This is a genomic window from Actinosynnema mirum DSM 43827 (genome assembly GCF_000023245.1).
In the GTDB taxonomy this organism is placed as follows: domain Bacteria; phylum Actinomycetota; class Actinomycetes; order Mycobacteriales; family Pseudonocardiaceae; genus Actinosynnema; species Actinosynnema mirum.
The window spans coordinates 4,409,244-4,431,670 of the sequence record NC_013093.1; the positions used below are offsets into that span (position 1 = coordinate 4,409,244).

15 protein-coding genes and 1 pseudogene are annotated in these 22,427 nt (G+C 73.0%); 6 read left to right on the plus strand and 10 right to left on the minus strand.

Annotation, left to right across the window (positions count from 1 at the left end; genetic code table 11):
- The first annotated feature begins 82 nt into the window (after positions 1 to 82).
- The 3 genes from AMIR_RS35915 to AMIR_RS18720 all read left to right on the plus strand — a co-directional run bounded on the left by AMIR_RS35915 (position 83) and on the right by AMIR_RS18720 (position 5,019).
- Positions 83 to 2,665: a hypothetical protein gene (locus AMIR_RS35915; protein WP_015802521.1), complete on the plus strand. Its 2,583-nt coding sequence runs from the start codon at positions 83 to 85 to the stop codon at positions 2,663 to 2,665.
- 1,090 nt (positions 2,666 to 3,755) lie between these two features.
- Positions 3,756 to 4,181 (plus strand): RNA polymerase sigma factor, encoded by a 426-nt coding sequence (locus AMIR_RS18715; protein WP_015802522.1) that lies wholly within the window; start codon positions 3,756 to 3,758, stop codon positions 4,179 to 4,181.
- A 97-nt stretch (positions 4,182 to 4,278) separates the two neighbouring features.
- Entirely contained in the window at positions 4,279 to 5,019 is a 741-nt protein-coding gene (locus AMIR_RS18720; protein WP_015802523.1) for an STAS domain-containing protein, read from the plus strand.
- Between the two features lie 212 nt (positions 5,020 to 5,231).
- Here the strand turns inward: AMIR_RS18720 and AMIR_RS18725 are convergent, their stop codons facing one another.
- Positions 5,232 to 7,073 carry an ABC transporter ATP-binding protein gene (locus tag AMIR_RS18725; protein WP_015802524.1) on the minus strand — a complete coding sequence of 614 codons (1,842 nt, stop codon included), beginning with the start codon at positions 7,071 to 7,073 and terminating at the stop codon, positions 5,232 to 5,234.
- 1,444 nt (positions 7,074 to 8,517) lie between these two features.
- Positions 8,518 to 10,251 carry an ABC transporter ATP-binding protein gene (locus AMIR_RS18730; RefSeq protein WP_041837990.1) on the minus strand — a complete coding sequence of 578 codons (1,734 nt, stop codon included), beginning with the start codon at positions 10,249 to 10,251 and terminating at the stop codon, positions 8,518 to 8,520.
- A gap of 83 nt (positions 10,252 to 10,334) precedes the next feature.
- Between AMIR_RS18730 and AMIR_RS18735 the strand changes: the two genes are divergently transcribed.
- On the plus strand, positions 10,335 to 10,955 hold the full coding sequence (locus tag AMIR_RS18735; protein WP_015802527.1) for a TetR/AcrR family transcriptional regulator: 621 nt from the start codon (positions 10,335 to 10,337) through the stop codon (positions 10,953 to 10,955).
- Positions 10,956 to 10,961: 6 nt separating this feature from the next.
- On the opposite strand, the gene AMIR_RS18740 is transcribed toward AMIR_RS18735, so the two are convergent.
- From AMIR_RS18740 to AMIR_RS41990, 4 genes and pseudogenes are all read right to left on the minus strand, one after another.
- The gene (locus AMIR_RS18740) at positions 10,962 to 11,804 is read right to left on the minus strand and encodes an alpha/beta hydrolase (protein ID WP_015802528.1); all 843 of its coding nucleotides are present in this window, start codon (positions 11,802 to 11,804) and stop codon (positions 10,962 to 10,964) included.
- Positions 11,805 to 11,900: 96 nt separating this feature from the next.
- Positions 11,901 to 12,527, minus strand: coding sequence for a hypothetical protein (locus tag AMIR_RS18745; RefSeq protein WP_015802529.1), 627 nt, complete (start codon positions 12,525 to 12,527; stop codon positions 11,901 to 11,903).
- 350 nt (positions 12,528 to 12,877) lie between these two features.
- Positions 12,878 to 14,800 (minus strand): glycoside hydrolase family 92 protein, encoded by a 1,923-nt coding sequence (locus AMIR_RS18750; protein ID WP_245554663.1) that lies wholly within the window; start codon positions 14,798 to 14,800, stop codon positions 12,878 to 12,880.
- Positions 14,800 to 15,108: pseudogene (locus AMIR_RS41990) on the minus strand (GH92 family glycosyl hydrolase); the annotation flags it as partial. The pseudogene AMIR_RS41990 and the gene AMIR_RS18750, both read right to left, overlap by 1 nt.
- Before the next feature lie 714 nt (positions 15,109 to 15,822).
- Between AMIR_RS41990 and AMIR_RS18755 the strand changes: the two are divergent.
- On the plus strand, positions 15,823 to 16,647 hold the full coding sequence (locus AMIR_RS18755) for a nitroreductase/quinone reductase family protein (protein WP_015802530.1): 825 nt from the start codon (positions 15,823 to 15,825) through the stop codon (positions 16,645 to 16,647).
- Between the two features lie 49 nt (positions 16,648 to 16,696).
- Here the strand turns inward: AMIR_RS18755 and AMIR_RS18760 are convergent, their stop codons facing one another.
- Positions 16,697 to 17,827 (minus strand): sporulation protein, encoded by a 1,131-nt coding sequence (locus AMIR_RS18760; protein ID WP_015802531.1) that lies wholly within the window; start codon positions 17,825 to 17,827, stop codon positions 16,697 to 16,699.
- 194 nt (positions 17,828 to 18,021) lie between these two features.
- On the opposite strand from AMIR_RS18760, the gene AMIR_RS18765 reads away from it, so the two are divergent.
- Positions 18,022 to 18,420: a MerR family transcriptional regulator gene (locus AMIR_RS18765; protein WP_015802532.1), complete on the plus strand. Its 399-nt coding sequence runs from the start codon at positions 18,022 to 18,024 to the stop codon at positions 18,418 to 18,420.
- A 72-nt stretch (positions 18,421 to 18,492) separates the two neighbouring features.
- On the opposite strand, the gene AMIR_RS18770 is transcribed toward AMIR_RS18765, so the two are convergent.
- From AMIR_RS18770 to AMIR_RS18780, 3 genes are all read right to left on the minus strand, one after another.
- Positions 18,493 to 19,722 (minus strand): DNA sulfur modification protein DndB, encoded by a 1,230-nt coding sequence (locus AMIR_RS18770; RefSeq protein WP_015802533.1) that lies wholly within the window; start codon positions 19,720 to 19,722, stop codon positions 18,493 to 18,495.
- 144 nt (positions 19,723 to 19,866) lie between these two features.
- Positions 19,867 to 20,502 (minus strand): hypothetical protein, encoded by a 636-nt coding sequence (locus AMIR_RS18775; protein WP_143760788.1) that lies wholly within the window; start codon positions 20,500 to 20,502, stop codon positions 19,867 to 19,869.
- 76 nt (positions 20,503 to 20,578) lie between these two features.
- Complete coding sequence (locus tag AMIR_RS18780) at positions 20,579 to 22,306, minus strand: serine/threonine-protein kinase (protein WP_041836857.1); 1,728 nt, start codon at positions 22,304 to 22,306, stop codon at positions 20,579 to 20,581.
- Positions 22,307 to 22,427 lie beyond the last annotated feature (121 nt).

The window sequence follows — 22,427 nt, forward strand, 5'->3', positions numbered from 1 at the left end:
CTCGCCTCTCGTCGCGCGGCCCCGGCCAGGTCCGGGGCCGCGCGTCCCGCACGCGGAGCGACGTCCCCACCGGAGCACAGCCATGTCCGAGCACACCGCCCCCTCCCCCTACGCGCTCGCGCAGTTCCTGCGCGCGCTGGAGTCCGCGCCCGCCTCGTCGGAGAAGGTCGCGCAGTGGGCGGGCGTGCTCCGGGGCATGGCCGACGGGTCGTTGACCGTGGGCAGCCGCACCCCGGTGTCGGGCGTGCCCGCGTGGGTGACCCCGGAGGTCGCGCACGGCGGGTTCGCCACCGGGAGGCTGGTGGCCGAGGTCGAGCCGGACGAGGAGGAGCGCGCGCTGCTGGCCGCGCTGCCCGCCGGGGTGCCCGGCGGCACCGACCGCGAGCGGCTGAACTGGTGGCACCTGGGCGACGAGGGCCGGGCCGGGCTGCTGGGGCTGGTGGAGTCCGGGGAGTACCGGGTCGACGCGCCCGAGGAGGCGGCGATCCCGGCGGTGGCGGTGCTGCTGGCGTCCGGGCACGCGGACGCGGCGCTGCGGGTGCTGGACGCGATCGGCCCGTGGCTGCCCAGGCTGCGGTTCACGCCCCGGCGCGCGGCGTGGTCCACGATGAGCGGGTCGGTGGTGCGGCGGACCCCGGTGGCGGAGCTGGGCGCCGCCCTGCGGCGGAGGGTGGTGCCCGCGCAGGTCGGGGCGATGCGGGAGACGCTGGGGGTGTGGAACCCGCTGCACGACGAGCTGGTCGACCTGTGGGCGTCCACCGTCGAGGGCGAGGCGCCCCGGTTGGACGAGGCGGGCGCGGTGCGGGGCGGTTGGCCCTGCCGGGTGTGGCCTGGGGACTGGGCGCGGCGGCGGGAGGAGTGGCTGGCGAAGCTCGCGGAGGCGGGTGCGCCGAGCGGGCGGCACGCGCATCCCCGGAGCAACTTCAGCAGGCTGCGCGAAGCGCTGCTGCGGTGCTCGGGGGATGGGGGCGGGGGTGGTGGCGGCGCGGGTGCTCCCGACGCGGTTGGCGTTCCCGGCGCGGTTGGTGCTCCCGGCACGGTTGGCGGGCTCGGCGCAGTTGGCGGGCTCGGCACGGTTGGCGGGCTCGGCGCAGTTGGTGCTTCCCGCACAGCCGGTGCTCCCGGCGCGGTTGACGGGCCCAGCGCGGCTGCCAGAGCACCCGGTGCTGCCAGCGCGCCCGGTATTGCCGACGTGCCTGGCGCTGCCAGCGCGCCCGGTATTGCCGACGTGCCCGGTGCTGCTGGCGCGATCGGCCCGGCTGCCGGTTTCAGCGCGGCGTTGTCCGCGCGCGAGGTCGGCTGGGTGCGCCGCGCGCTGGCGAACGCGCTGACCCGCCGGGGTGAGCACCACGCCGAGCTGCGCGCCGCGCAGGCCGAGGTGGTGGCGACCCCCACGCACGCGGCGTTCGCGGCGGTGCTGGCCGACCGGCTGCGCCACTACCCCGCTGACGGCGGCCTCCCCTCCCTGGAGCCGGTGTCCGCCCCCGTGGCCCCCGGTGAGGGCCTGCCCGAGGGCAGCGACTTCCCCGCGCACCTGCTGGCGAAGCTCGACCGCGCGCTGGAGGCCCCGCTGGCCGAGCTGGTGCGGCGCGGTGTGGTGCCGTCCGGGGAGGTGCTGGCCGAGGTGCTGCCGCAGGTGACGGCGCGGCTGCTCGCGGCCGGGCTGTCCGACCCGGTGGCGGGGGCGCTGCGCGAGCAGGCGTACGCGGCGTTCCGGCGGCGCAGGACGTTGCTGCTGCTGGACCTGGAGTCGCAGGTGCGGTTCGAGGAGCTGCCGTGGGTGACCGCGCTGGACGTGTTCCGCTCGGCCGGGCAGGACGCCGGGCGGGCGGCGCGTGAGGCGCTGGAGCAGACCGCGCTGCTGGCGCTGACGTCGTTCCCGCACTCAGTCACCCCGAACCCGCTGGTGTCCGAGTTCGGCGCGCTGGCGAAGCAGGCGGGGGTTCCCGTGCCGCTGGTGGAGGAGATCGCGGCGGACATCTTCATGGGCCGCTTCACGCCGAAGTGGCACCACGCGGCGGTGGTGGCGCACCGGGTCACGCTCGGCACGCCGTACGCCGCGTACTACGACCTGGTCGAGCCGCCCGAGCTGGTGGACCGGAAGCGCCGGTTCTGGCACCGGGAGGTGGCGCGGTGGTTCGGGGAGGAGTGCTCGCGGCGCGCGGGGGCGTCGGCGCGCCGGAGCCGGGTGGTCGGGAACGGGATGGTGCTGGAGCAGGGCCAGGTGCTGACCACGCAGAACCTCGCGGCGCTGGTGGACGGCCTCGACCTGACCGACCGCCTGCGCCCGGTCGCGGCGGGGCTGGTGACCGGGGTGTTCGACTGGATCACGCGCGGGCTGGGGCGGCTGGCGAAGCCGGAGCGGACGTGGCACGAGGGGCTGCTGCTGGTGAAGAACGTGGCCTACGCGTGGCGTCAGGCGGTGTTCCTGCTCGGGTACTGCGACGAGCGGGAGCGCCGCGAGCTGGTCGCGCACCTGCGCGGGTCGACGGGCGCGCTGAACCTGCTCCGCACCTTCGAGCCAGCGGTGCTCGGCCTGGAGCACGTGCTGTCCGGAGGCCGCTTCGACGCCGAGGGCGCCACCCCCGGCGGCGGCCGGAGGCTGCTCGGGTGGACGGACGGGACGCACTGGCTGATGACCGACCGCGAACGCCGGCGGGGGTGAGCCGGGCGGGGGTGAGCCGGCCGGGGGCGCTCAGGGCTTCGGCCTGCCTTGAGCGCCCGCAGACTTGCGTCCCCCGCGGGGGCGCCGTCGGGGACGGCAGCGCCGGGTGGTCAGCGCGGGGGCTCGGATCAGGGGTTGGAGAACGCGACCTTGACGCCGAACCCGACCAGCGGGGCTCCACCCGGCGGTGGCGGCCCGCTTGGTCACCACGGCCATGTCCGGTCCGGGCACGATCGTCACCACGGCCAGCACACCCGCAGCAGTCAGGAACTGGGTCAGCACGCCACCAGTTTCACCCGTTCGCTTAACGCTGACCAGCACCTTGACGGTGAGTGGCAAACCCCAGGCGCACAGTCGCCAAACAGAGGCGGAGGAAACACGCGCGCCACACCAAACACCACATCCCACCCCGGCCGCAGCCACCGAAGCAGACCCAAGTTCACCCGATCGAGCCGCCCCAACAAAACCGGGGAAATGCAACCCTGGCCAGAGCGCAGGCACGTCGGGCACCCTGGTCCATGGCCAGATGGGGCCGAGCGCGGGGCAGGCGGTGCGTGGCCTCCCACCTCGCGCGAACGCGGAGATGTCGGTTGATCATGCGGGGTGCGCGGTGAGAGGGGACGCGAATCCACAGCGCAACCTCAGGCCCGTCCCGACATCTCCGCCACCCCCAACGGCAACCCGCACCCTCCGATTACCCCTCCCCCCCACAACCTCCCCACCCCCCTCAGCTCTCACCACGCCTACCGCTCCATCAGCCCCTACCGCTCTATCCGCCGTCACCACTCCCCCAGTTCCACCCGCTGGCGCCCCCGCCGCCCTCGCCGCTCCCTCTTGGTCGAGCACCGCGAACCCTCGAGGGAAAGCGCTTTCCGCAACCGCTCTAGAACCACTCCCCGATTCCGCCACCGCTCCCCTCACCGCTCCCGCTGGCGCCGCCGCCGCCGCTCTACGCGCATCGGCCCTCCCACAAGCCGCCGCCACCACTACCGCCACTCCCCCGGTCGACGCTCCCACCCTGCTCACCGAGTCCCAAGCCTGGGACCTGTGCCTGCGCAGGCGTTCCCGCCTGCACGGCGCGGCGGTCCGGTTGGGCCTGGCCGACGAGGCCGACGACGTGGTGCACGACGTGCTGGTCACCGTCATGTCCCTCCCCCGCCTCTACCGCGAGGGCTTCGACGGTCTGCTGGACACGGTTCTGTGGCGCCGCTGCACCGCCCTGCTGCACAGGCGGCACGCGCACGCCCGAGCCTGCCGCAACGCCACCCTCCTGCCCGCCCCGCAGCCGGATCACGCGCAGGACGTGGTGGACCGGTTGCACGCGGCGTGGGCGTTGGTGGACGCGGCCGGGTTGGAGGTGGGGCACCTGCGGGTGCTGGCGCTGCTCGCGCACGGGACCACCAGGAACTCGATCGCCAGGCTGACCGGTTCCACCGTGCCCGACGTGGACCGCGCGCTGCGCGTCGCCCGCAACCACGCCCGCAGGCACCTGCGCAGACGCGGGACCACACCGTGACGCCCGCCGCGTCCCGCGAGCGCGCGGCACCACACGATCACGTGGCACCACGCGCACCGGCGCGCGCGGTGATCCGCGAGACGGAGGAGGTTCCCCGTTGACGGCCATGCGCTGCCACCTGTCCCACGTAGCGGGCGCCGCGCTGATGCGCCCGGTGGGCAGACTGGACCTGTCCACGGCCGCTCCGCTCCGCCAAGCGCTGCTGCGGGTCGCGGCCGATCACCCGGTGGCGCTGGTGGTCGACCTGACCAGGACCGAGATCCCCGCACCGGCGCTGCTGGGCCTGCTGTGCCAGGTGGCGGACCGGGTGGACAAGTGGCCGGGCATCCCCCTGGCACTGGTGAGCCCGCGCCCGGTGGCGGACTGGATCCGCGAGCGCCTGCCCGTGAGCCCGGACCTGGCAGGCGCCCTGCGCGCCACCGCACCGGTCCCACGCCCCCGCCACCGCCGCATCCACCTACCTCCGACCCCGGTGAGCCCGGTGCGCGCGAGGCTGTTCGCGACCGACACCTGCCTGACCTGGGGCCTGACCGGCCTGCTGGACGCGGCGGCGCTGGTCGCGGCGGCGCTGACCGACAACGCCGTCGCGCACGCGAGAACCGACCTGTGGCTGCGCCTGACCACCGCAGACGACCACACCCCCCCTGACCGCCTGATACGCCACCACCTGAGCCGTGGCCACCTCAGGATCTCGGTCCAGGACCGCTGCCCCACCCTGCCGAACCGCCGCCGAGACCGCAGCGGCGGTTTGGACGCGGTCGCGTACGCGGCAAGCCAGTGGGGCACCGCCCCCGCCGTGGGCGGCAAGGCGGTGTGGGCCCTCCTGGACCCGATCTGACCCCGAACCTCCGGATCCGAACGACCCCACTCAGGTCCACGCCAGCCACGCCCGCCAGCCACGCCCGCCACAGGCGGCGGTGCTTGGCGCACCGCCGCTGTGGTGAGCGGCTGGGCCGTGCGCGGCTCGGGCTGTGGTCGGGCTTGGCCTGGGGCCAGGGCTTGGCTTCCGCCACGACGACCGGTCAGGCTCCGCTGCCCGCCTCGGTGCGCTCAGCTCTTCTCGTCGTGTTCCCCCACTTCCGCGAACTGGGCCGAGTACAGCCGGTGGTAGGCGCCTTCCTTCGTGATCAGCTCCTCGTGCGTGCCCTGCTCCACGATCCGGCCCGCTTCCATCACCAGGATCAGGTCGGCGTCGCGGATGGTCGACAGGCGGTGGGCGATCACGAAGCTGGTCCTGGAGGAGCGGAGCGCCGCCATCGCGTGCTGGACCAGCGACTCGGTCCGGGTGTCGACCGAGCTGGTGGCCTCGTCCAGGATCAGCAGGGACGGGTTGGCCAGGAACGCCCGCGCGATCGTCAGCAGCTGCTTCTCGCCCGCGCTGACGTTGCCGCCCTCCTCGTCGATCAAGGTGTCGTAGCCGTCGGGCAGGGTGCGGACGAAGCGGTCCACGTAGGTCGCCCTGGCGGCGGTCAGGATCTCCTCCTCGGTCGCGTCCGGCCTGCCGTAGGCGATGTTCTGCCTGATCGTGCCGCCGAACAGCCACGTCTCCTGGAGGACCATGCCGATCTGCGAGCGCAGGTCCTCACGCTTGAGCGCGGTGATGTCCACGCCGTCCAGGGTGATGCGGCCCTCGTCCAGCTCGTAGAAGCGCATCACGAGGTTGACCAGCGTGGTCTTGCCCGCGCCGGTCGGGCCGACGATCGCGACCGTGCTGCCCGGCTCCGCGACCAGCGACAGGTGCTTGATCAGCGGCTGCTCGGGAAGGTAGGAGAAGCTGACGTCGTGGAACTCCACCCGGCCCCTGCGGGTCGCGGGCAGCTGCTCCTCGACCGGGTCGGGGACCTGCTCCTCGGCGTCGAGCAGCTCGAACACCCGCTCGGCCGAGGCGACGCCGGACTGGAGCAGGTTCGCCATCGCCGCCACCTGGGTCAGCGGCTGGGTGAACTGGCGGGAGTACTGGATGAACGCCTGCACCTCGCCGAGCGTCATCGAGCCCGACGTCACCCGCAGGCCGCCGACCACGGCGATCGCGACGTAGCCGACGTTCGACAGGAACATCATCAGCGGCATGATCAGGCCGGAGATGAACTGCGCGCCCAGCGCCGAGCCGAGCAGGTCGTCGTTGCGGCGGCGGAACTCCTCTTCGGACTCGCGCTGGCGGCCGAACACCTTGACGAGCTGGTGGCCGCTGAACGCCTCCTCGATGTGCGCGTTCAGGTCGCCCGTGTGCTTCCACTGCGCCACGAACAGCGCCTGCGACCGCTTGCGGATGCGCGAGGTGATGATGATCGACAGCGGGATCAGGGCCAGTGCGATCAGCGCGAGCAGCGGGGAGATCGACACCATCATCGCCAGCACGCCGATCAGCGTCAGACCGGAGACGAGCAGCTGGCTCATGGTCTGCTGGAGGGTGGTGGCGATGTTGTCGATGTCGTTGGTGACCCGTGACAGCAGCTCACCGCGCGGTTGGCTGTCGAAGTAGCGCAGCGGGAGGCGGTGCAGCTTGTCCTCGACGTCGGCGCGCAGCCGGTAGACCACGCGCTGCACGACGCCGTTGAGCAGGAGCCCTTGGACGTAGCCGAACACCGACGACGCCACGTAGAGGCCGAGCACCCAGGACAGGACCGAGCCGAGCGCGGCGAAGTCGATGCCCGCGCCGGGGACGCCGCGCATCCGGGCGAGGACGCCGTTGAAGATGATGTCGGTGGCGTGCCCGAGGACCTTGGGCCCGGCGACGGACAGCGCGACGCTGGCCACGCCGAGCACGACGACCCCGATGAACGGCACGCGCTCCGGGCTCAACCTGCCGACCAGCCGCTTGGCGGACGGCTTGAAGTCGTGGGCCTTGCCCATCGGCGGCATCCCGCCCCCGAAGGGCCCGCCGCCTCCCATCGGTCCACGCGGCTGCGGCCTGGCCGCCTGGGACTGGGTGGTGGTCACTGGTGAGCCTTTCTGGGCGCGGACGACGGCGCGAGCGACAACGCGGGCGGCGCGGGCGGCATGGGCAACGGGGGCGGCGCGGGCAGGGCCGGTGGCACCGGCAGCATCGGTGATGCGGGCAGCGCGGGCGATGCGGGCAGCACCGGTGATGCGGACGGCGCGGACGGCCGGGACCCGAGCAGCGGGGACCCGAGTGGGGTGGAAGCGGCGCGATCGAGGACGCGGGCGCGAACACGGGGAAAGAGGAGAGCGGGGGCGGGAACGGGGAACAGGTCAGCAGTGGGTGCGGGGAGGAGGGTGCCAGCGGGGACCGGGCGTGAGCCGTGGTCGGGCTTCGCTGGGGTGTGGGAAAGGGAAGCTCGGGATGGACGTCGGAGGGCGACGCACGGTGAGCTGGAGAGAGTGGGTGTGGGGAGGCCCGGCGAGGTGGCCGCTGGGTGGTGAGCACGGCTGCGGTTGAGTCGGGTGGGTTGGTTGCGGTGGGGAGCACCTGGGGCAGTTGGCACACCGGAAATGCCGTGAAGGCCCGAAGTGTGGTGGTGGCCTGGAGCGCGGTGGAAAACGGTGCTCAGGGGGAGGGCGACCAGCGGTGTGGGCGCTTCCCTGCGAGGAGTGAGTGGCTTGGTGGGGTGGAACGGTGGCTTCGGTGGGGCGGAGGGCGGCACTGGCACTGGCACTGGCACGGGGCTCGGCGTTGACATGGGGAACAGCGCCAGTACGGAGGACCCCGCTGGTGTGGGAGTCGGTGCCGATGCGGGGAGCAGCGCCAGCGCGGAAGGTGACGCTGGCGTGGGAACACAGGTCGGGCCGGAAGATGACGCTGGAGTGGGAGCCCAGGTCGACGCGGAAGGTGGCGCTGGAGTAGGAGCAGAGGCCAAGGCCGAAGGTGGCGCTAGCGCGGGAGCACAGGCCAGGACGGAGAGTGACGCCAGCGCGGGAGCGCAGGCCAAGGCGGAAGGTGGCGCTGGCACGGGAATCCCGGCCAGCACGGGACCCCAGGGCAAGGCGGGAGCGCAGGCCAACGCGGAAAGCGACGCTGGCGCGGGAATCCCGGCCAGCACGGGACCCCAGGGCAAGGCGGGAGCGCAGGCCAACGCGGAAGGCGACGCTGACGCGGGAGCCTCGGCCAGGGCGGGAGCACAGGTCAACGCGGAAGGTAGTGCTGGCACGGGAACCTGGACCAGCACGGGAGCGCGGGTCAGCGCGGAAGGCGACGCTGGCGCGGGAGTACAGGCCAGCGCGGGAGCGTGGGTCAGGGCAGCAGATGGCGCTGACGCGGGAACCCCGGCCAGCGCGGGAGCGCGGGTCAGGGCAGCAGGTGGCGCTGGCGCGGGAGGCTGGGGCAGCGCGGTGAGTGGTGTGGGGGTGGGCCTGGGGGTGGGGCGGGGTGGGGTGGTCACGCCGCCGCCTCCGGGGTTAGCTGGGACTCGACGATCTCGACGTACGTCGGGCAGGTTTCCAGGAGGTCGGCGTGGGCGCCCACGCCTACCACGGCGCCGTTCTCCAGGACCACGATGCGGTCCGCGTCGACCACCGTCGACACGCGTTGGGCCACCACGATCACGACCGCCTCCCTCGTCCTGGGGCGCAGGGCGGCTCGGAGGCGGGCGTCGGTGGCCAGGTCCAGGGCCGAGAAGGCGTCGTCGAAGAGGTAGACGGCGGGCTTGCGGACCAAAGCCCTGGCGATCGACAGGCGTTGGCGCTGGCCCCCGGACACGTTCGTGCCGCCCTGGGCGATCGGGGCCTCCAGACCACCCTCCATCGCCTCCACGAAACCCCGCGCCTGCGCGACCTCCAAGGCCTCCCACAGCTCCTCGTCGGTGGCCTCGGGGTTGCCGTAGCGCAGGTTGCTGGCGACCGTGCCCGAGAACAGGTACGCCCGCTGCGGCACCAGGCCGATCACGCCGCCGAGCGCCTCCGCGCCCGCCGCGCGCACGTCGACGCCGCTCACCAGCACCTCGCCGCCGGTGACGTCGATCAGCCTGGGCACCAGCGACAGCAGCGTCGTCTTGCCCGCACCCGTGCTGCCGATGATCGCGGTGGTCTGACCGGCCTCGGCGCGGAACGAGATGTCGCGCAGCACGGGATCGGTCGCGCCGGGGTAGCGGAACTCGGCCGACCGGAACTCCACCGACGCCGGACCGGGCAGCGCGGTCACCGGGTCGGTGGCCGGGACCACCGAGCTGTCGGTGCCGAGCACCTCCATGATGCGCTCGGCGCACACCGCCGCGCGCGGGATCATCATCGCCATGAAGGTGGCCATCATGACCGACATCAGGATCTGCATCAGGTAGCTCAGGAACGCGGTCAGCGCGCCGATCTGGATCTCGCCGGTGTCGATCCGGGCCGCGCCGAACCACAGCACGGCCGCGCCGGACCCGTTCAGCACCAGCATCACGATCGGGAACACCAGCGCCATCAGCGCGCCCGCCCGCAGCGCGGTGCGGCTCAGGTCGGCGTTGGCCTTGGCGAAGCGCTGGGTCTCGTGCCGCTCGCGCACGAACGCGCGCACCACGCGGATGCCCGCCAACTGCTCGCGCAGCACCCGGTTGACCGCGTCGACGCCCTCCTGCATGAGCCGGAACTGCGGCACCATGCGGCGGCCGATCAGGATCAGCGAGACCGCCAGCGCGGGCACGCACACCAGCAGCAGCCAGGACAGCCCCGCGTCCTCCTGCAGCGCCATGACGATGCCCGCCACGCACGTGATCGGCGCGGACACCAGCAGGGTGCACACCATCACGACCAGCACCTGGACCTGCTGCACGTCGTTGGTGTTGCGGGTGATCAGCGAGGACGGGCCGAACTGGGCGACCTCGCGGGCCGAGAACGAGCCGACCCGGTGGAACACCTCCGACCGGACGTCCCGGCCGAAGCTCATGGCGGTGCGCGCGCCGAAGTACACGGCACCCACCGAACAGGCGATCTGGACCAGCGAGACCAGCAGCATCCAGCCGCCGGTCGTCATGATGTAGCCGTTGTCCCCCTTGGCGATCCCGAAGTCGATGATGTCGGCGTTGAGGCTGGGCAGGTACAGCGAGGCGATCGTGCCGATGAGCTGGAGCACCAGCACGGCGGTCAGTTCTCGCCGGTACGGCCTCAGGTGGCCGCGGAGCAAGCGGATGAGCACGGACTCCCCCATAGGAAACTCTTCGTGTCTAATTGGAAGGTAGACCCGGTGGTTAAGAAACGCAACGTATCTAAAGGGGTAATGTGACCGAGGCGAAGACACGCCGCCGCGGCGAGGAGCTCGAGCGGGCCATCCTCGACGCGGTGTGGGACGAGCTGGACGAGGTCGGCTACGACCGGCTCACCATCGACGGCGTGGCCGCTCGCGCCAGGACCAGTAAACCGGTGATCTACCGGAGGTGGCCCAGCCGGGCCGAGATGGTGCTCGCGGCGTGGCTCAAGCGCGCCCCGAGCTGGCCGGGCCCCGAGGACCGGGGCGACCTGCGGACCGACCTGCTGGCCCTGTTCAGCGGCATCGCCGGGCAGTCCGGGCTGGGCGCGGCGCGCGCGGGCGACCGGACCGGCATGGCCTGGGAGGCCTTCCACAACCCCGAGGTGGTCGTGCTGGTCAGCGACAAGCTGCTGTGCCCGTCACCGCTGGGGCACGCGCTGGACGGGGTGGTCGAGCGCGCGGTCGGACGGGGCGAGCTGCCGCCCCTGGAGCTGCCCGCGCGGGTGAAGCGGGTGCCGCTGGACCTGATCAGGTCCGAGTCGCTGACCCGCTGCGGCCCGCTGTCGCGGCGGGTGCTGGAGGAACTGGTGGACGACGTGTTCCTGCCGCTGCTGCACGGGCTGGCCCGCCGGGAGGGGGCAGGCGGGGCGTGAGCGCGGTCAGAGGCCCAGCGCCTCGGCGCTGACCTCCACGATCCGGTCCTGCGCCCTCGCCCGGTCGGTGGCGGGCTCCCCGTCACCCGGTTGCGGGCCGTAGTCGCCGAAGAAGGCGTGCACCGCGCCCGGCACCACCTCGTAGCGGGTGCCCGCGGGCAGCAGGGGCCGCTTGTCCAGCACGTCCTGCGGCGTGGTGAAGCCGTCGCGGTCGCCGCTGACCGAGGTGACGTCCAGGTCCCGCCCCGACAGGTCCTGCGCCGGGTAGGACGCCCACAGCAGCAGGCCCCGCACCCGGTCGTCGTCCGCCGCGAGGCCCGACGCCGCGACGCCGCCGAGCGAGTGCCCCGCCGAGGTCCAGCGGGTGATCTCCGGGTGCCCGTCGAGCAGGCCGCCCGTCGGGGCGAGCATCGCGAAGTCCAGCGGGGCCTTGACCACGACCACCAGCGCGCCCCGCTCGGCGACCCGCGAGAGCAGCGGCAGGTAGGCGCGGGCGTCGACGCGGGCGCCCTGGAAGAACACCAGTCCCTCGGTCGGGGTCCCCTGCTCGGGGCGCAGCTCGATCGAGTCCCACCGGTCCACGACCCGCACGCCGGCGGCCAGCGGTGCGCCGTCGGCGGGGAACGGGCGCAGCCACGCCAGCGGGACCACCAGGACGAGCGGCAGCACGAGCCAGCGGTACCGGACCGGCCTGATCAGCCCCAGCAGCCCCGCCGCGCCCACCGCGAGCAGCAGCACCAGGTACGCGGGGTGCGCGGACAGCACGCTGCCCCACCTGGTCGCCAGCACCCACACCGCCACCGCCGCGCACACGCCGGGGACGACCCAGCGGGCAACCTTCTTGAGCACCCCGCAACTACACCATCCGGGTGAAGATCCCGCACGACCAGGTGCCGCGCGGTCCGGGGGCCCGACCGCTCCGTCACGCCCCCGGACCGCGGGCGCTCAGGACACGACGCCGTACGGCCCCGAGCGCAGGTGCGGCAGCAGGTCGGGCGGGCGGCGGGCCAGCAGGGCGGCCTCGTAGACGGTCTCGCGGGCGAGCGCGACCGGGCGCCCGCAGCTGAGCAGCGTGGCCTGGCAGCGCAGCGCGGGCACGTCGTCGGCCAGGTCGGGCAGCGGGTCCTCCAGGTCGGGGTCGGCGTCGTCGGTCGGCCCGGTGACGGACCAGGCGTAGTGGGTGACCCGCCGCACGTCGCTGAGCAGCGTCCCCAGCGGCGCGCACCCGTTCGCCAGCTCGGCGCGGCGGGGCGCGTCCAGGTGGAGCGCGGGCTGGTGCAGCAGCGCGGTCACCGCGGCCAGCCTCGGCCCGGACGGCCCGAGGCCGGGCACCAGGTAGCCCTCGCGCCGGGTGACCGGCGTGCCCTCGGGGAGCCCGCCGAGCAGCCTGCCCTGGCGCGCGGTGAGGTGGTGGACGCGGTCGGCGAGCCGGGGCTCGCGGCGCACCCCGTAGCCGACCCACAGCGACAGCACCCTGGTGAACGGCAGCGGGACCTCGCGCAGGAACCGGGCCATCGTCTCGGCCCGGTCACCGACCTCGTCGGGACGGGGGATGGGAGCGGGATGGATCATCGGGGCCCCTTCCGGTCGGGCCGCGCAGGTCGTTGCGCGGTCCCGGTGGGCGGCGGGGGCAGGCGTCGACCCCTAGCTCGCCCACTACCAAGGTGCACCGGAGGTCACCGAAAATCCCCACCTGTGCCACGGATGCCACGCGGTTGGGTCGGACCGGCGCAACGGTGGTCCCCCGGCGGCGCGCGGCACGTGGGCCGATCGAGTGGCGGGTGGGCGGCGCGCTCACCCGACCCGCGCGGGCCATCCCCCTGGCAGGTGGTCGACGTGCGGCCGGACGGGTCCGGCCGCACGTCGGGACCAGCGGTCATCATGCCGCACCCGCTCCCCGCGCGGGGGATGGTCCGGCGGGCTCAGCCGGCCGTGCTGAGGGCGAGCACCTTCACGTTCGGGTTGGCCGACAGCACGATCGAGGTGGTGCGGAGGTCCGGGTCCAGGGGGACGGTCACCCGCCACAGGCGCGCGGTCCGGCCGTCCGCCGTGCCGTCGACGCGGTAGCCGACGCCGTCCACCACCTGCGGCCCCGGCGCGGGGAGCTGCTCGGCGGGGAAGCTCCAGCCCTTGCCGTCCAGGTCGCCCTGGTGCCTGGCGTCGGCGGTGGCCGCGCCGTCGACGTCGCGCTGACCGGTCAGGTCCCGCGCGCACCAGCCGTCGACCGGGGCGCACGGGCCGGGCAGGTTCGGCACCGGGGCGGCGGCGGGCGTCGCGTGGTCCACGGGCAGCTCGCGCACGCCCCACGCGGTGTTCGGGGTCGCGGCCACGTCGACCGCGACCACTCCCCCGTGCCGCACCACGGACTCCGGCAGCCACGAGCGGTCGTGCGCGCGGCCGTTGAGCTTCGCGCCGCGCACGTGCACGTTCTCCGCCGACGCGTTCGGCGCGGTGATCGTGATGTCCGGCGCGCCGTCGCGGTGCAGCACGGCCCTCGGGAACACCGGGCTGGACAGCAGCAGCTCGGCCCGGCTCGGGGTCTGCGGGTAGATCCCGAGCGCGGCGAACGCGTACCAGGCGGACATCGTGCCCAGGTCGTCGTTGCCGGGCAGCCCGCCGGGACCGGCGCCGTAGACCAGGGATGCCATGGCGCGCACGGTCTCCTGGGTCTTCCACGGCGCGCCCAGCGCGTTGTACAGCCACGGGGTGTGGATGCCGGGCTCGTTGGTCGGGTCGTAGCGCAGGCCGTCGCCGCCGGTGGCCCACGAGCCGTCGGGGCGGCGGAAGAAGGCGTCCAGCCTGGTGATCGCGCGGTCCCCGCCGCCCATCGCGGCGGCCAGCCCGGATACGTCCTGCGGGACCATCCAGGTGTAGGTGGAGCTGGTTCCCTGGGCGAAGCCGAGGTCGGACGACGGGCTGAACGGCCACGTCCAGCCGCCGTCGCTGCCGCGCGCCTGCTGGTGGCCGGTGTCCCCGGCGGACGGGGTGAAGGTGTTGCGCCACCAGCTCGCCCTGGGCAGCAGCGCGGCGCGCACGTCGGCGCGGCCGAGCCTCCCGGCCCAGTCGGCGAGCGCGGCGTCGGCGACGGCGGCCTCCAGGGTCTCGGCGGCGCCTCCCCAGCAGTGGCAGGTGTCCCGCGGGGCGTAACCGAGGCGCAGGTGCTCGGCGAGGTTCGGGCGCTGGCCCTCGCACTGGCCGGGGCAGCCCTTGTCGGACAGGCCGTCCGGGTGCGGGGTGGTGGCCTGCGCGACGAGCGAGTCGAACGCGCCGCGCACGGCGAAGTCCTCGGCCCCCATGGCGTGCGTCCCGGCCAGGGCGGGCGCGGACGGGTCGCCGGTCATCACGTGGGTGGGGCCGTTGACGTGCACCCAGCGGTCCCAGACGCCGCCGTTCCGCTTGGCCAGGTTGAGCAGGGACTGGGCGTGGTCGGAGGCGATCCCCGGCTTCAGCAGGGCGAGGAGCCGGGTGTGGGCTCGGTGCTGGTCCCAGCCGGAGAAGTTGCCGTACTGGGCGCGTTGTCCGCGTTCGAGACGGTGGATCTGGCGGTCCGAGCCGAGGTAGGCGCCCGTCACGTCGCTGGTGACGTTCGGTTGCAGGAACGCGTGGTACAGCGCGGTGTGGAAGGTGGTGCGCAGGTCGTCGGTCCCGCCGGAGACCTCGACCGAGCGCAGCTGGTCGTTCCACTCGCGGCGGGCGTCGGCGGCGACGCGGTCGACGGTGGCGGCCCGGCCGATCTCGTGGTCGAGGGTGCGGCGGGCGGCTTCCGCGCTGGTGTAGGAGATCCCGACGCGCAGCGGTAGTAGGTCTTCTTGTTGTTGGCCCCGCCGTTCGCGCGGCGACCGCAGAACGCGCCGGTGAGCACCGAGCCGGAGACCGTGCGGGCGACCGGGTCGATGGTGGTCTCGGCGTCCTCGCTGCCGTTGAGCGAGTTCGACGTGCGGAACAGCAGCGCGGCCGGTTTCCCTTGGGGGGAGCCGAAGTCGCCGATGCCCGCGCGGGTGGTGACGGCGAGGTCCGCGGACGCGCCGGAGGCCAGGGCGACGGTGTGGCGGCCGGGGGTGGCGGTCTCGTCCTCGTGCCGGAAGTCGCTGGCGTAGACCTGGTCGCGGACGTCGGCGGTGGGCGAGGAGGCGACCTCGCCGACGAACGGCATGATCGGCACGTCGCCCGCCGCGCCGGGGTAGGTGTTGCCGCCGTTCGCCGAGCCGATCAGCGGGTCGACGTGGGAGACCGGGTCGGTGACCGGACTGGTTGTGCAGCAAGGGCTTGGGGTGTGGAAGCCACGGCTTGGGGGGTGGCCGTCAGTCCCGAGGCGAGCGCGAGGCCCACCAGTCCCACCGCGAACGCGCGCACACGCCACCGCCCTTTCCCGCCGGTTCCGGACAAGCGTCCGGTCTACCCGGCGTCCGGGGGTCCGGGGAAGCGCGCGGCGGGGTTCCCGTCCACCGGAAAGGACTTGTGGAAGCGATTCCACGTGTGTGCCACCGGGTGTTCACCCCGCTTGCCGAGGAGTGGGACAGGGGGCTAGTCTCATGCCCGTGACTGCCGGGTCGGCCGCTTACGGCCACTACCGAGACGGGCTCCCGGCCCAGGCTTGATCGCCGGGCGGGCCCGTGGTCCGCCGCATCCGGGTTCTCCTCCCCCTGACGACCGCGCACGGGTTCCGCGCGCCCTTCGTGGGCTTCAGCGCGCCGTTCTCCCTTGCCAGGTCGGGTTTTCGCGACGCCTGAGCGCCGCGCTGCCCGCGTCCCCACCACCGGTCCGCGCCGACCGGTCGCCGCGACGCGCCCTGTGAACCACCTCCCACCGAGGCACGCCCGACGCCGCCGGTGTCCTCGGCCTGCCCGGAAAACCCTGGAGAGACCCCATGACCGATGCCTTCAAGCAGTTCAACCAGCAGGTGATCGACGAGTTCCGGGCCAACGCCGGGCGCGTCGGCGGCATGTTCGAGGGCGGCAGGCTGCTGCTGCTCACCACCACCGGCGCGCGCACCGGCGCCAAGCACACCAACCCCGTCGGCTACCTGCCGGACGTGGAGCGGGTGCTCGTGATCGCGTCGGCGGGCGGGGCGCCCAAGCACCCCGACTGGTACCTGAACCTGGTGGCCAACCCCAGGGTGACCGTGGAGAACGGGGTCTTCACCTACGAGGCGGACGCCGAGGTGCTGCGGGGCGAGGAGCGGGCGCGGATGTTCGCGCGCGCCGTCGAGGCCGATCCGGGGTGGGGCGCGTACCAGGAGAAGACGACGCGGGTGCTGCCGGTGGTGGCGCTGAACCCGGTGCCGGGGCCGCCGACGCCGAACGAGAAGTCGATGGGGGGCGCGCTGCTGGCCGTGCACGACGCGTTCCGGCGCGAGTTGGCGTTGGTGCGCAAGGAGATCCGGGCCTCGGGCGGGACGCTCGGCGCGCAGTTGCGGGTGAACTGCCTGACCGTGTGCGCCGGGCTGCGCAACCACCACACCGGTGAGGACTTGATGCTGTTCCCGCACCTGCGGAACCGGTACCCGGAGATGGGGCCGGTGATGGACCGGTTGGCGCGCGAGCACGAGGCGATCGCGGCGCTGCTGGCGCGGCTCAAGGAGGCGGTCGCGGGCGGGGGCGCCGGGGTGGCGGACGAGGTGGACCGGCTCGCGGAGGAGCTGGAGGCGCACCTGCGGTACGAGGAGGAGAACCTGATCCCGTTGCTGGGGTGAGGTTTCCCGCTGTCCCGCCGGGTGGTCCGGCGGGACGGCGGGAGGCGGGTCACTCCTCGTCGAAGCCGCCCGCGAAGTCCTCGCCCTCGTCCTCGAACGAGTCGCCGACCTCGTCGATGACCTCGTTGAGGATCATGCCGCCGACGACGCCCGCCGCGACGCCGCCGACGACCGCGCCCATGCCGGGGCCGCGACGCTCCTGGTGGTGGTGCTGGTCGTAGCCGTAGGCGGGCTGGCCGCCGTAACCCGGCTGACCGTAACCGGGCTGCCCGTAGGCGCCGGGCTGACCGTAGCCGGGCTGGCCGTAACCGCCGGGCTGCCCGTAGCCGGGCTGGCCGCCGAACGCGGGGTTGCCGCCGAACGCCGGGTTCGCGCCGTAACCGGGCTGACCGCCGAACGCGCCGTGACCACCGCGCTCGACCACCTGGGTGAGCCACTGCCCGATGGCGGACGCCCAGTCGGTGTGCATGGCGTCGTTGTGCGACACGTGGAAGCGCCCGAACGCGTCGCCACCGGAGCTGAACACGCCGCCGCGCTTGTCGGCCTCCAGGACCACGACGAGCTCGTGCGGGTTCGCGACGAAGGTCAGCTCGACCTCGTTGACCCGGCCCGCGAACTGCTGCGGCGGGAAGAACTCCAGCTCCTGGTAGAAGCCGAGCTCCTGGTTGACGCCGTGGATGCGGCCTGCCTCGACGTCCGCCTTGCGGAACTGGAAGCCGAGCTGCCCGAACGCCTGGAGCACGCGGTCCTGCGAGGGCAGCGGGGAGATCAGCACCGGGTCGAGGTCGCCCTTGTCGGGGGCGCCCGCGATGACCAGCTCGGTGCGCACGCCCACGGACACGCCGGGCAGCGGCGCGCCGCCGACGGCGGTCACCGGGGTCTCCCACGGCACCGGGATCTGGAACGGCACGGAGAGCGGCTGGTTCGCGGCGACGCGCACGTTGTGGGCGACCGCGACCCGCAGGAACTCGGCAACGCCCGCGTACTCGTTGTCGTGCCGCTCGACCTCGACGCGGGTCACCAGGGACAGCACGACCTGGTCGATGACCGCCTCGGAGCTGCCGCCCTGGATGCGCACCTGGCCGCTGATCAGCTGGCCGGGCGCGGTGTGCGGGGAGTCCAGCACGGTGTCGACCGACGGGCCGCCGACGCCGAAGGCGCTCAGCATCCGCTTGAACATCAGGTTTTCCTCCGTTGGGAAGGATGAGGTGGGGGTCGTGCCGGTGGTGTGGTAGTGCTGGGATCGTGCTGCGGTGACCACGCGAATCGGTCGAGACGGGCACTGAGCGTGACAGTAGCACGTGGCACTGTATGGTTTGCGTGTTGATTGTCGTGGGAACGGGCGCGGGCACGGGTGGAAGGTGGTGTGGCGCGGTGACCGAGGCGTTGATCAGGATCGGCGAGCTGGCGGCGAAGGCCGGCGTGAGTCCTCGGACCGTCGACCACTACACGAACCTGGGGCTGCTGATGCCCGCCGGGCGGTCCGGGGGGAACTACCGGCTGTACCGGGAGCAGGACGCGGACGTGATCGCGCTGGTGAAGGAGCTGGAGGCGGGCGGGCTGCCGCTGGAGGAGATCGCGAAGGCGATGACCTCCGGGGAGGCGGACGTGACGGGGGCGCTGGAGCGGATCGGGGCGGACCTGGATCTGCTGAAGGGGGCTGCGGACGCCGCGGCGCCGGAGTTGCAGGGGTTGCTGGCGGTGATCGCGGGACGGGTGCAGTCGTTGATCACGATCGCGCTCCAGATCCCGCCGGATCTGCTGCTGCCGTGAGCTGAGCACGCCGCTGCCCCCGGGAACCGCGGGGGGCGGTTCCCGGGGGCAGCGGGTGATGACCTCCGAAGATCAGCCGAGCACGGGGGCCTCGGGCGCTTCCGGAGCGCGGAGCCCCAGCTGCTCCATCACCTTCCCGGCCGCGACCCGGCCCGGCCCGCGCACGGTGGTGATCTTGTCGCCGCTGATGATGTTGTTCTGCCAGATCTCGGCGTCACGCCGCCAGTCGATCTTCTGCGCGAGCTCGACGTAGCGCTGCTCGCGCCAGGCCGGGTCGGGGTTCTTCTCGATCTCGTAGGCGACGTGCCCGATGATCACCAGGCCGGTCGCGGTCATGTTGATGTACTGCTTGCGGTAGTCCACGACCTGGTTGGCCGGGCCACCGCTGGTGGGCAGCTCGGCGATCGCGTTCCAAGGCGTCATGTACTTGGTGAGGATCTCGAGCATGGTCTTGATGCGAGCGATGTAGAGGTCCTGCGCCTGGGTGGAACCGATGACCTGGTTGCTGCGCGCGGGAATGCTCGACTCGGACAGCGCGTAGTCGTGGAAGAGCAGCTCCTTGACCATGCCGCGCACCTGGTTCAGCAGGAAGATCGACGGGGAGTTCTTGGGCAGGCTCTTCGAGGTCTCGTCGATCCGACCGCAGAACAGCGTTGCTTCCTCCACCACCTTGGTCAGGACCCGGTTGAGCGGTTCCCTGGTGTTGTAGACGGCCAGCAAGCTCGCGGGGATCTGCTTCGTCTGGGCGGCGTCCGCGAAGTCCTGGTGAATTCGGGCGGTGTCCGGCTCGATGACGATGACCACCGAGATCCCGTCGCTCATGAATGCGGACTCGGGGTCGTCGATGGACTCGCCGTACTTCTTGATGGCCGCCAAGCGGTGCTGACCGTCCGTCACCGAGAACTTCGTGTCGTCACCGATGACCGCGAATCCGACGGTCTTGCCGAAGCTCCCCTCCGGCACGTGCAGGATGGGGATGTTCTTCACGTTCAACGTGAGCGGCGGCATGATGTAGTTGCCCAGGTTCTCGCCGAGGTACTTGACGATGGACCGCACGTGGCTGGTGTCCACCGGTCGGTTGGTCGCCAACCTCGGGCTGCCACCCTTGACCGCGGAGTCCGCCTTCACGTTGTTGACCAGGAACGAGTACGTGAACGCGGTGGACAGCATGATCCGCCCGCCCTGCTGGAAGACCGCGCAGGTGAGCACTCGCCCGTCGGAGGAGGCAGCGGCCTCGTACGCGGCCTGCTGCGCCTCGGTGAGCGACTTGTGGCGGATGAGGTTGAACTTGGAAATGGACATGGAGCACCTCGGAACAGGAAAGCGGGAACTGCGAAATCCCCAGGATGGGCGCACCGCTCAGTGCGTGAACATGATCTTGGCGCACCCCGCAAAACCCTTGCACGCACTATTGCGGATTACCGCAAAAAATATTCCAGGTACCCCTCAGAACTCCACCCGGTACCAGGCGAACCCCGCCGCCCACCCGTCCTCCCCCGCCGCGAACGCCTCGAACGCGCGCGTCACCCGCGCCAAGTCCGGCAGCTCGCACCGGTAGTGCCGGTCCGCCGACCCCTCCCTGCGCTCCAGCGCGTAGCTCACCGCCCCGAAGCCCCCCGCGTACCCCACCTGCACGTAGTCCTGCTCCGCGCGCTCCAGGATCGCGTAGTACCTGCTCCGCGACAGACTCCCCAACGCCGCCGCGATCCGCGCGGCGTCCGGGTTCTCGACGCGGGTCCCGTCCGACAGCGACAGCGTCACCCACGGGTGCAGCACCTGCCGCTCCTGGGGGTCGAAGCACACCAGCCCGTGCCGCCGCGCCAACTCCCGCACCACCGCGTGCACCCGATCGCTCTGCGACCACCGGGCCGACATCACGACCACGCCGCCGCGCGCGCTCGGCTCCTGCGACCACGGCGCCGCCGCCCCGGCGAACGCGCTCCCCAGCTCCTCCAGGAACCCCTTCAGCTCGGGTTCCACCGCATCGGCCGGCGACCGCGCCGCGAGGTCCCGGTACCTCTCCAGCGCGGCCTCGGCGGTGATCGGCGCGGTTTCCCGCCACGCCGCCAGGTCGAAGCCCACGGTCACCGATGCTAGTGACGCCCGACCCGGCGCGGGGTGGCGAAACGCCGGGTCGGGGGGCAGCGCCCCGTGGCCGCTACGACTGGCCGTCGATCAGCCACTGGCCGTTCGACTGGACCAGGGTGAAGGTGTTCGTCTCGCGCGAGCCGCCGTTGTAGACCACGGTCGCGCGCACCTGGTTCGGGCCGACGACCTGCACGTCGGTCAACGACACCGAGCTGATCGTCTGCCAGAACCCGGCGTACCCCTGGTAGGTGCCCGCGCGCCCCGCCTTGAAGTTGTCCGTCAGCCTCGCGTACCCGGCCTCGGTGTTGCCCGGCAGCAGCGAGTAGTAGTCCCGCAGCCCCTGGTCCACCGGCGCGGTCTGCTGCGGGGGCGGCTGCTCCTGGGTGCTGGTCTGCGGCGGCGGCGCGGACGAGCTCTGGGCGGGCGGGGACGACGGGGTGTCGCTGGTCGGCTTCTGCTCGCCCGCGCCGGTGTCCTGGCCGCCGGGCTGCTCGCCGCCGGTCACCTCGGTGGTGACCGTGGTCTGCGGGGGCGGGGTGACCGCCTGGTCGTCCTGGCCCGACTGGTTCACCAGGTACGTGACGAGCGTGGCGATGACCAGCGTGGCCAGCGCGAGCGCCACGATCGGCAGCACCTTGCGCCCGCCACCCTCCTCCTCCGGCTGGTCCGGCTGCGTCCGGTACTGCGGGCGCGGCGGCACGTACGGGGTGGGCGGCGCCGGGGTGAACGCCGTCGCGGGCTCGTCCACGACGGTCGGGGGGTGGCGCTGCTCCGGTTCCGCCGCCCGCTCCGGCTCCGCCGGGGCCGCCGCCAGGTCGTCGACCTTGGTCGGCTGCGGCGTGGACTGGGCGATGTCGGCGGCGGCGGCGACCGCGGCTGCCCCCGCCGCCGCGCCTGCCGCGGCCTCGGCGGGCAGCGCGTCCACGGCGGGCTCCGCGATCACCGTGGTCCCGGCGGGCGCGGCGACGACCGCCGTGGGCGAGGAGTCCGGCCGCACCTCGCGCAGCAGCCGCACCGCCTCGGTCATCGTCGGCCTGGTCGCCGGGTCCACGTCCAGCAGCCGGTTCAGCACCGGCCCGAGCGGCCCCGCGTGCTCGGGCTGCGCGTACTTGCCCTCGGCGACCCGGTGCAGCATCGCGATCGTGTTGGCGTCCGTGCCGAACGGCGGCCCGCCCTCGACGGCCGCGTACAGCGTCGCCCCCAGCCCGTACACGTCCGCCGGGAACTCGGCCCGCCCGCCGCGCGCCACCTCGGGCGAGAGGTACGCGGGCGTGCCGATCAGCAGCCCGGACGCGGTCATCGTGACCTCGTCGGCGGCCCGCGAGGTGCCGAAGTCGGTGATCTTGACCGTGCCGAACTCGGTCACCAGGACGTTGCCCGGCTTCACGTCGCGGTGCACCACGCCCGCGTGGTGGGCGGCGACGAGCCCGGAGGCGAGCTGGATGCCCAGCCGCACGGTCTCGTCGGCGGGCAGCCTGCCGCGCTCGGACAGCAGCGCCGCCAGGCTCTTGGACGGCAGGTACTCCATGATCAGCCACGGCCGGTCGTCGTGCTCGACCACGTCGTAGAGGGCGATCACGTTCGGGTGCTGGAGCCGTGCGGCGATCCGGCCCTCGCGGATCGCCCGCTCGGTGTAGGCCTCGTCGAACGCGATTCCGGGGCGCAGTTCCTTGACGGCGACTACGCGGTGCAACCGCTGGTCCTGGGCGCGCCAGACCACGCCCATGCCACCTGCGCCGATCCGCTCCGTCAACCGGTAGCGATCTGCGATCGTGCGGTCCTCCACGGTGCTCCTCACGTCTGCGCACACGTTCAACAAAGGGTGTACCCCACCAGGAGGTACGGCGAACGCGCTTGATATCACCGGTAGTGATTTCATCTCTCGGCGGGGTGTGCGCGCAACTCCCCTGGTGACCCGT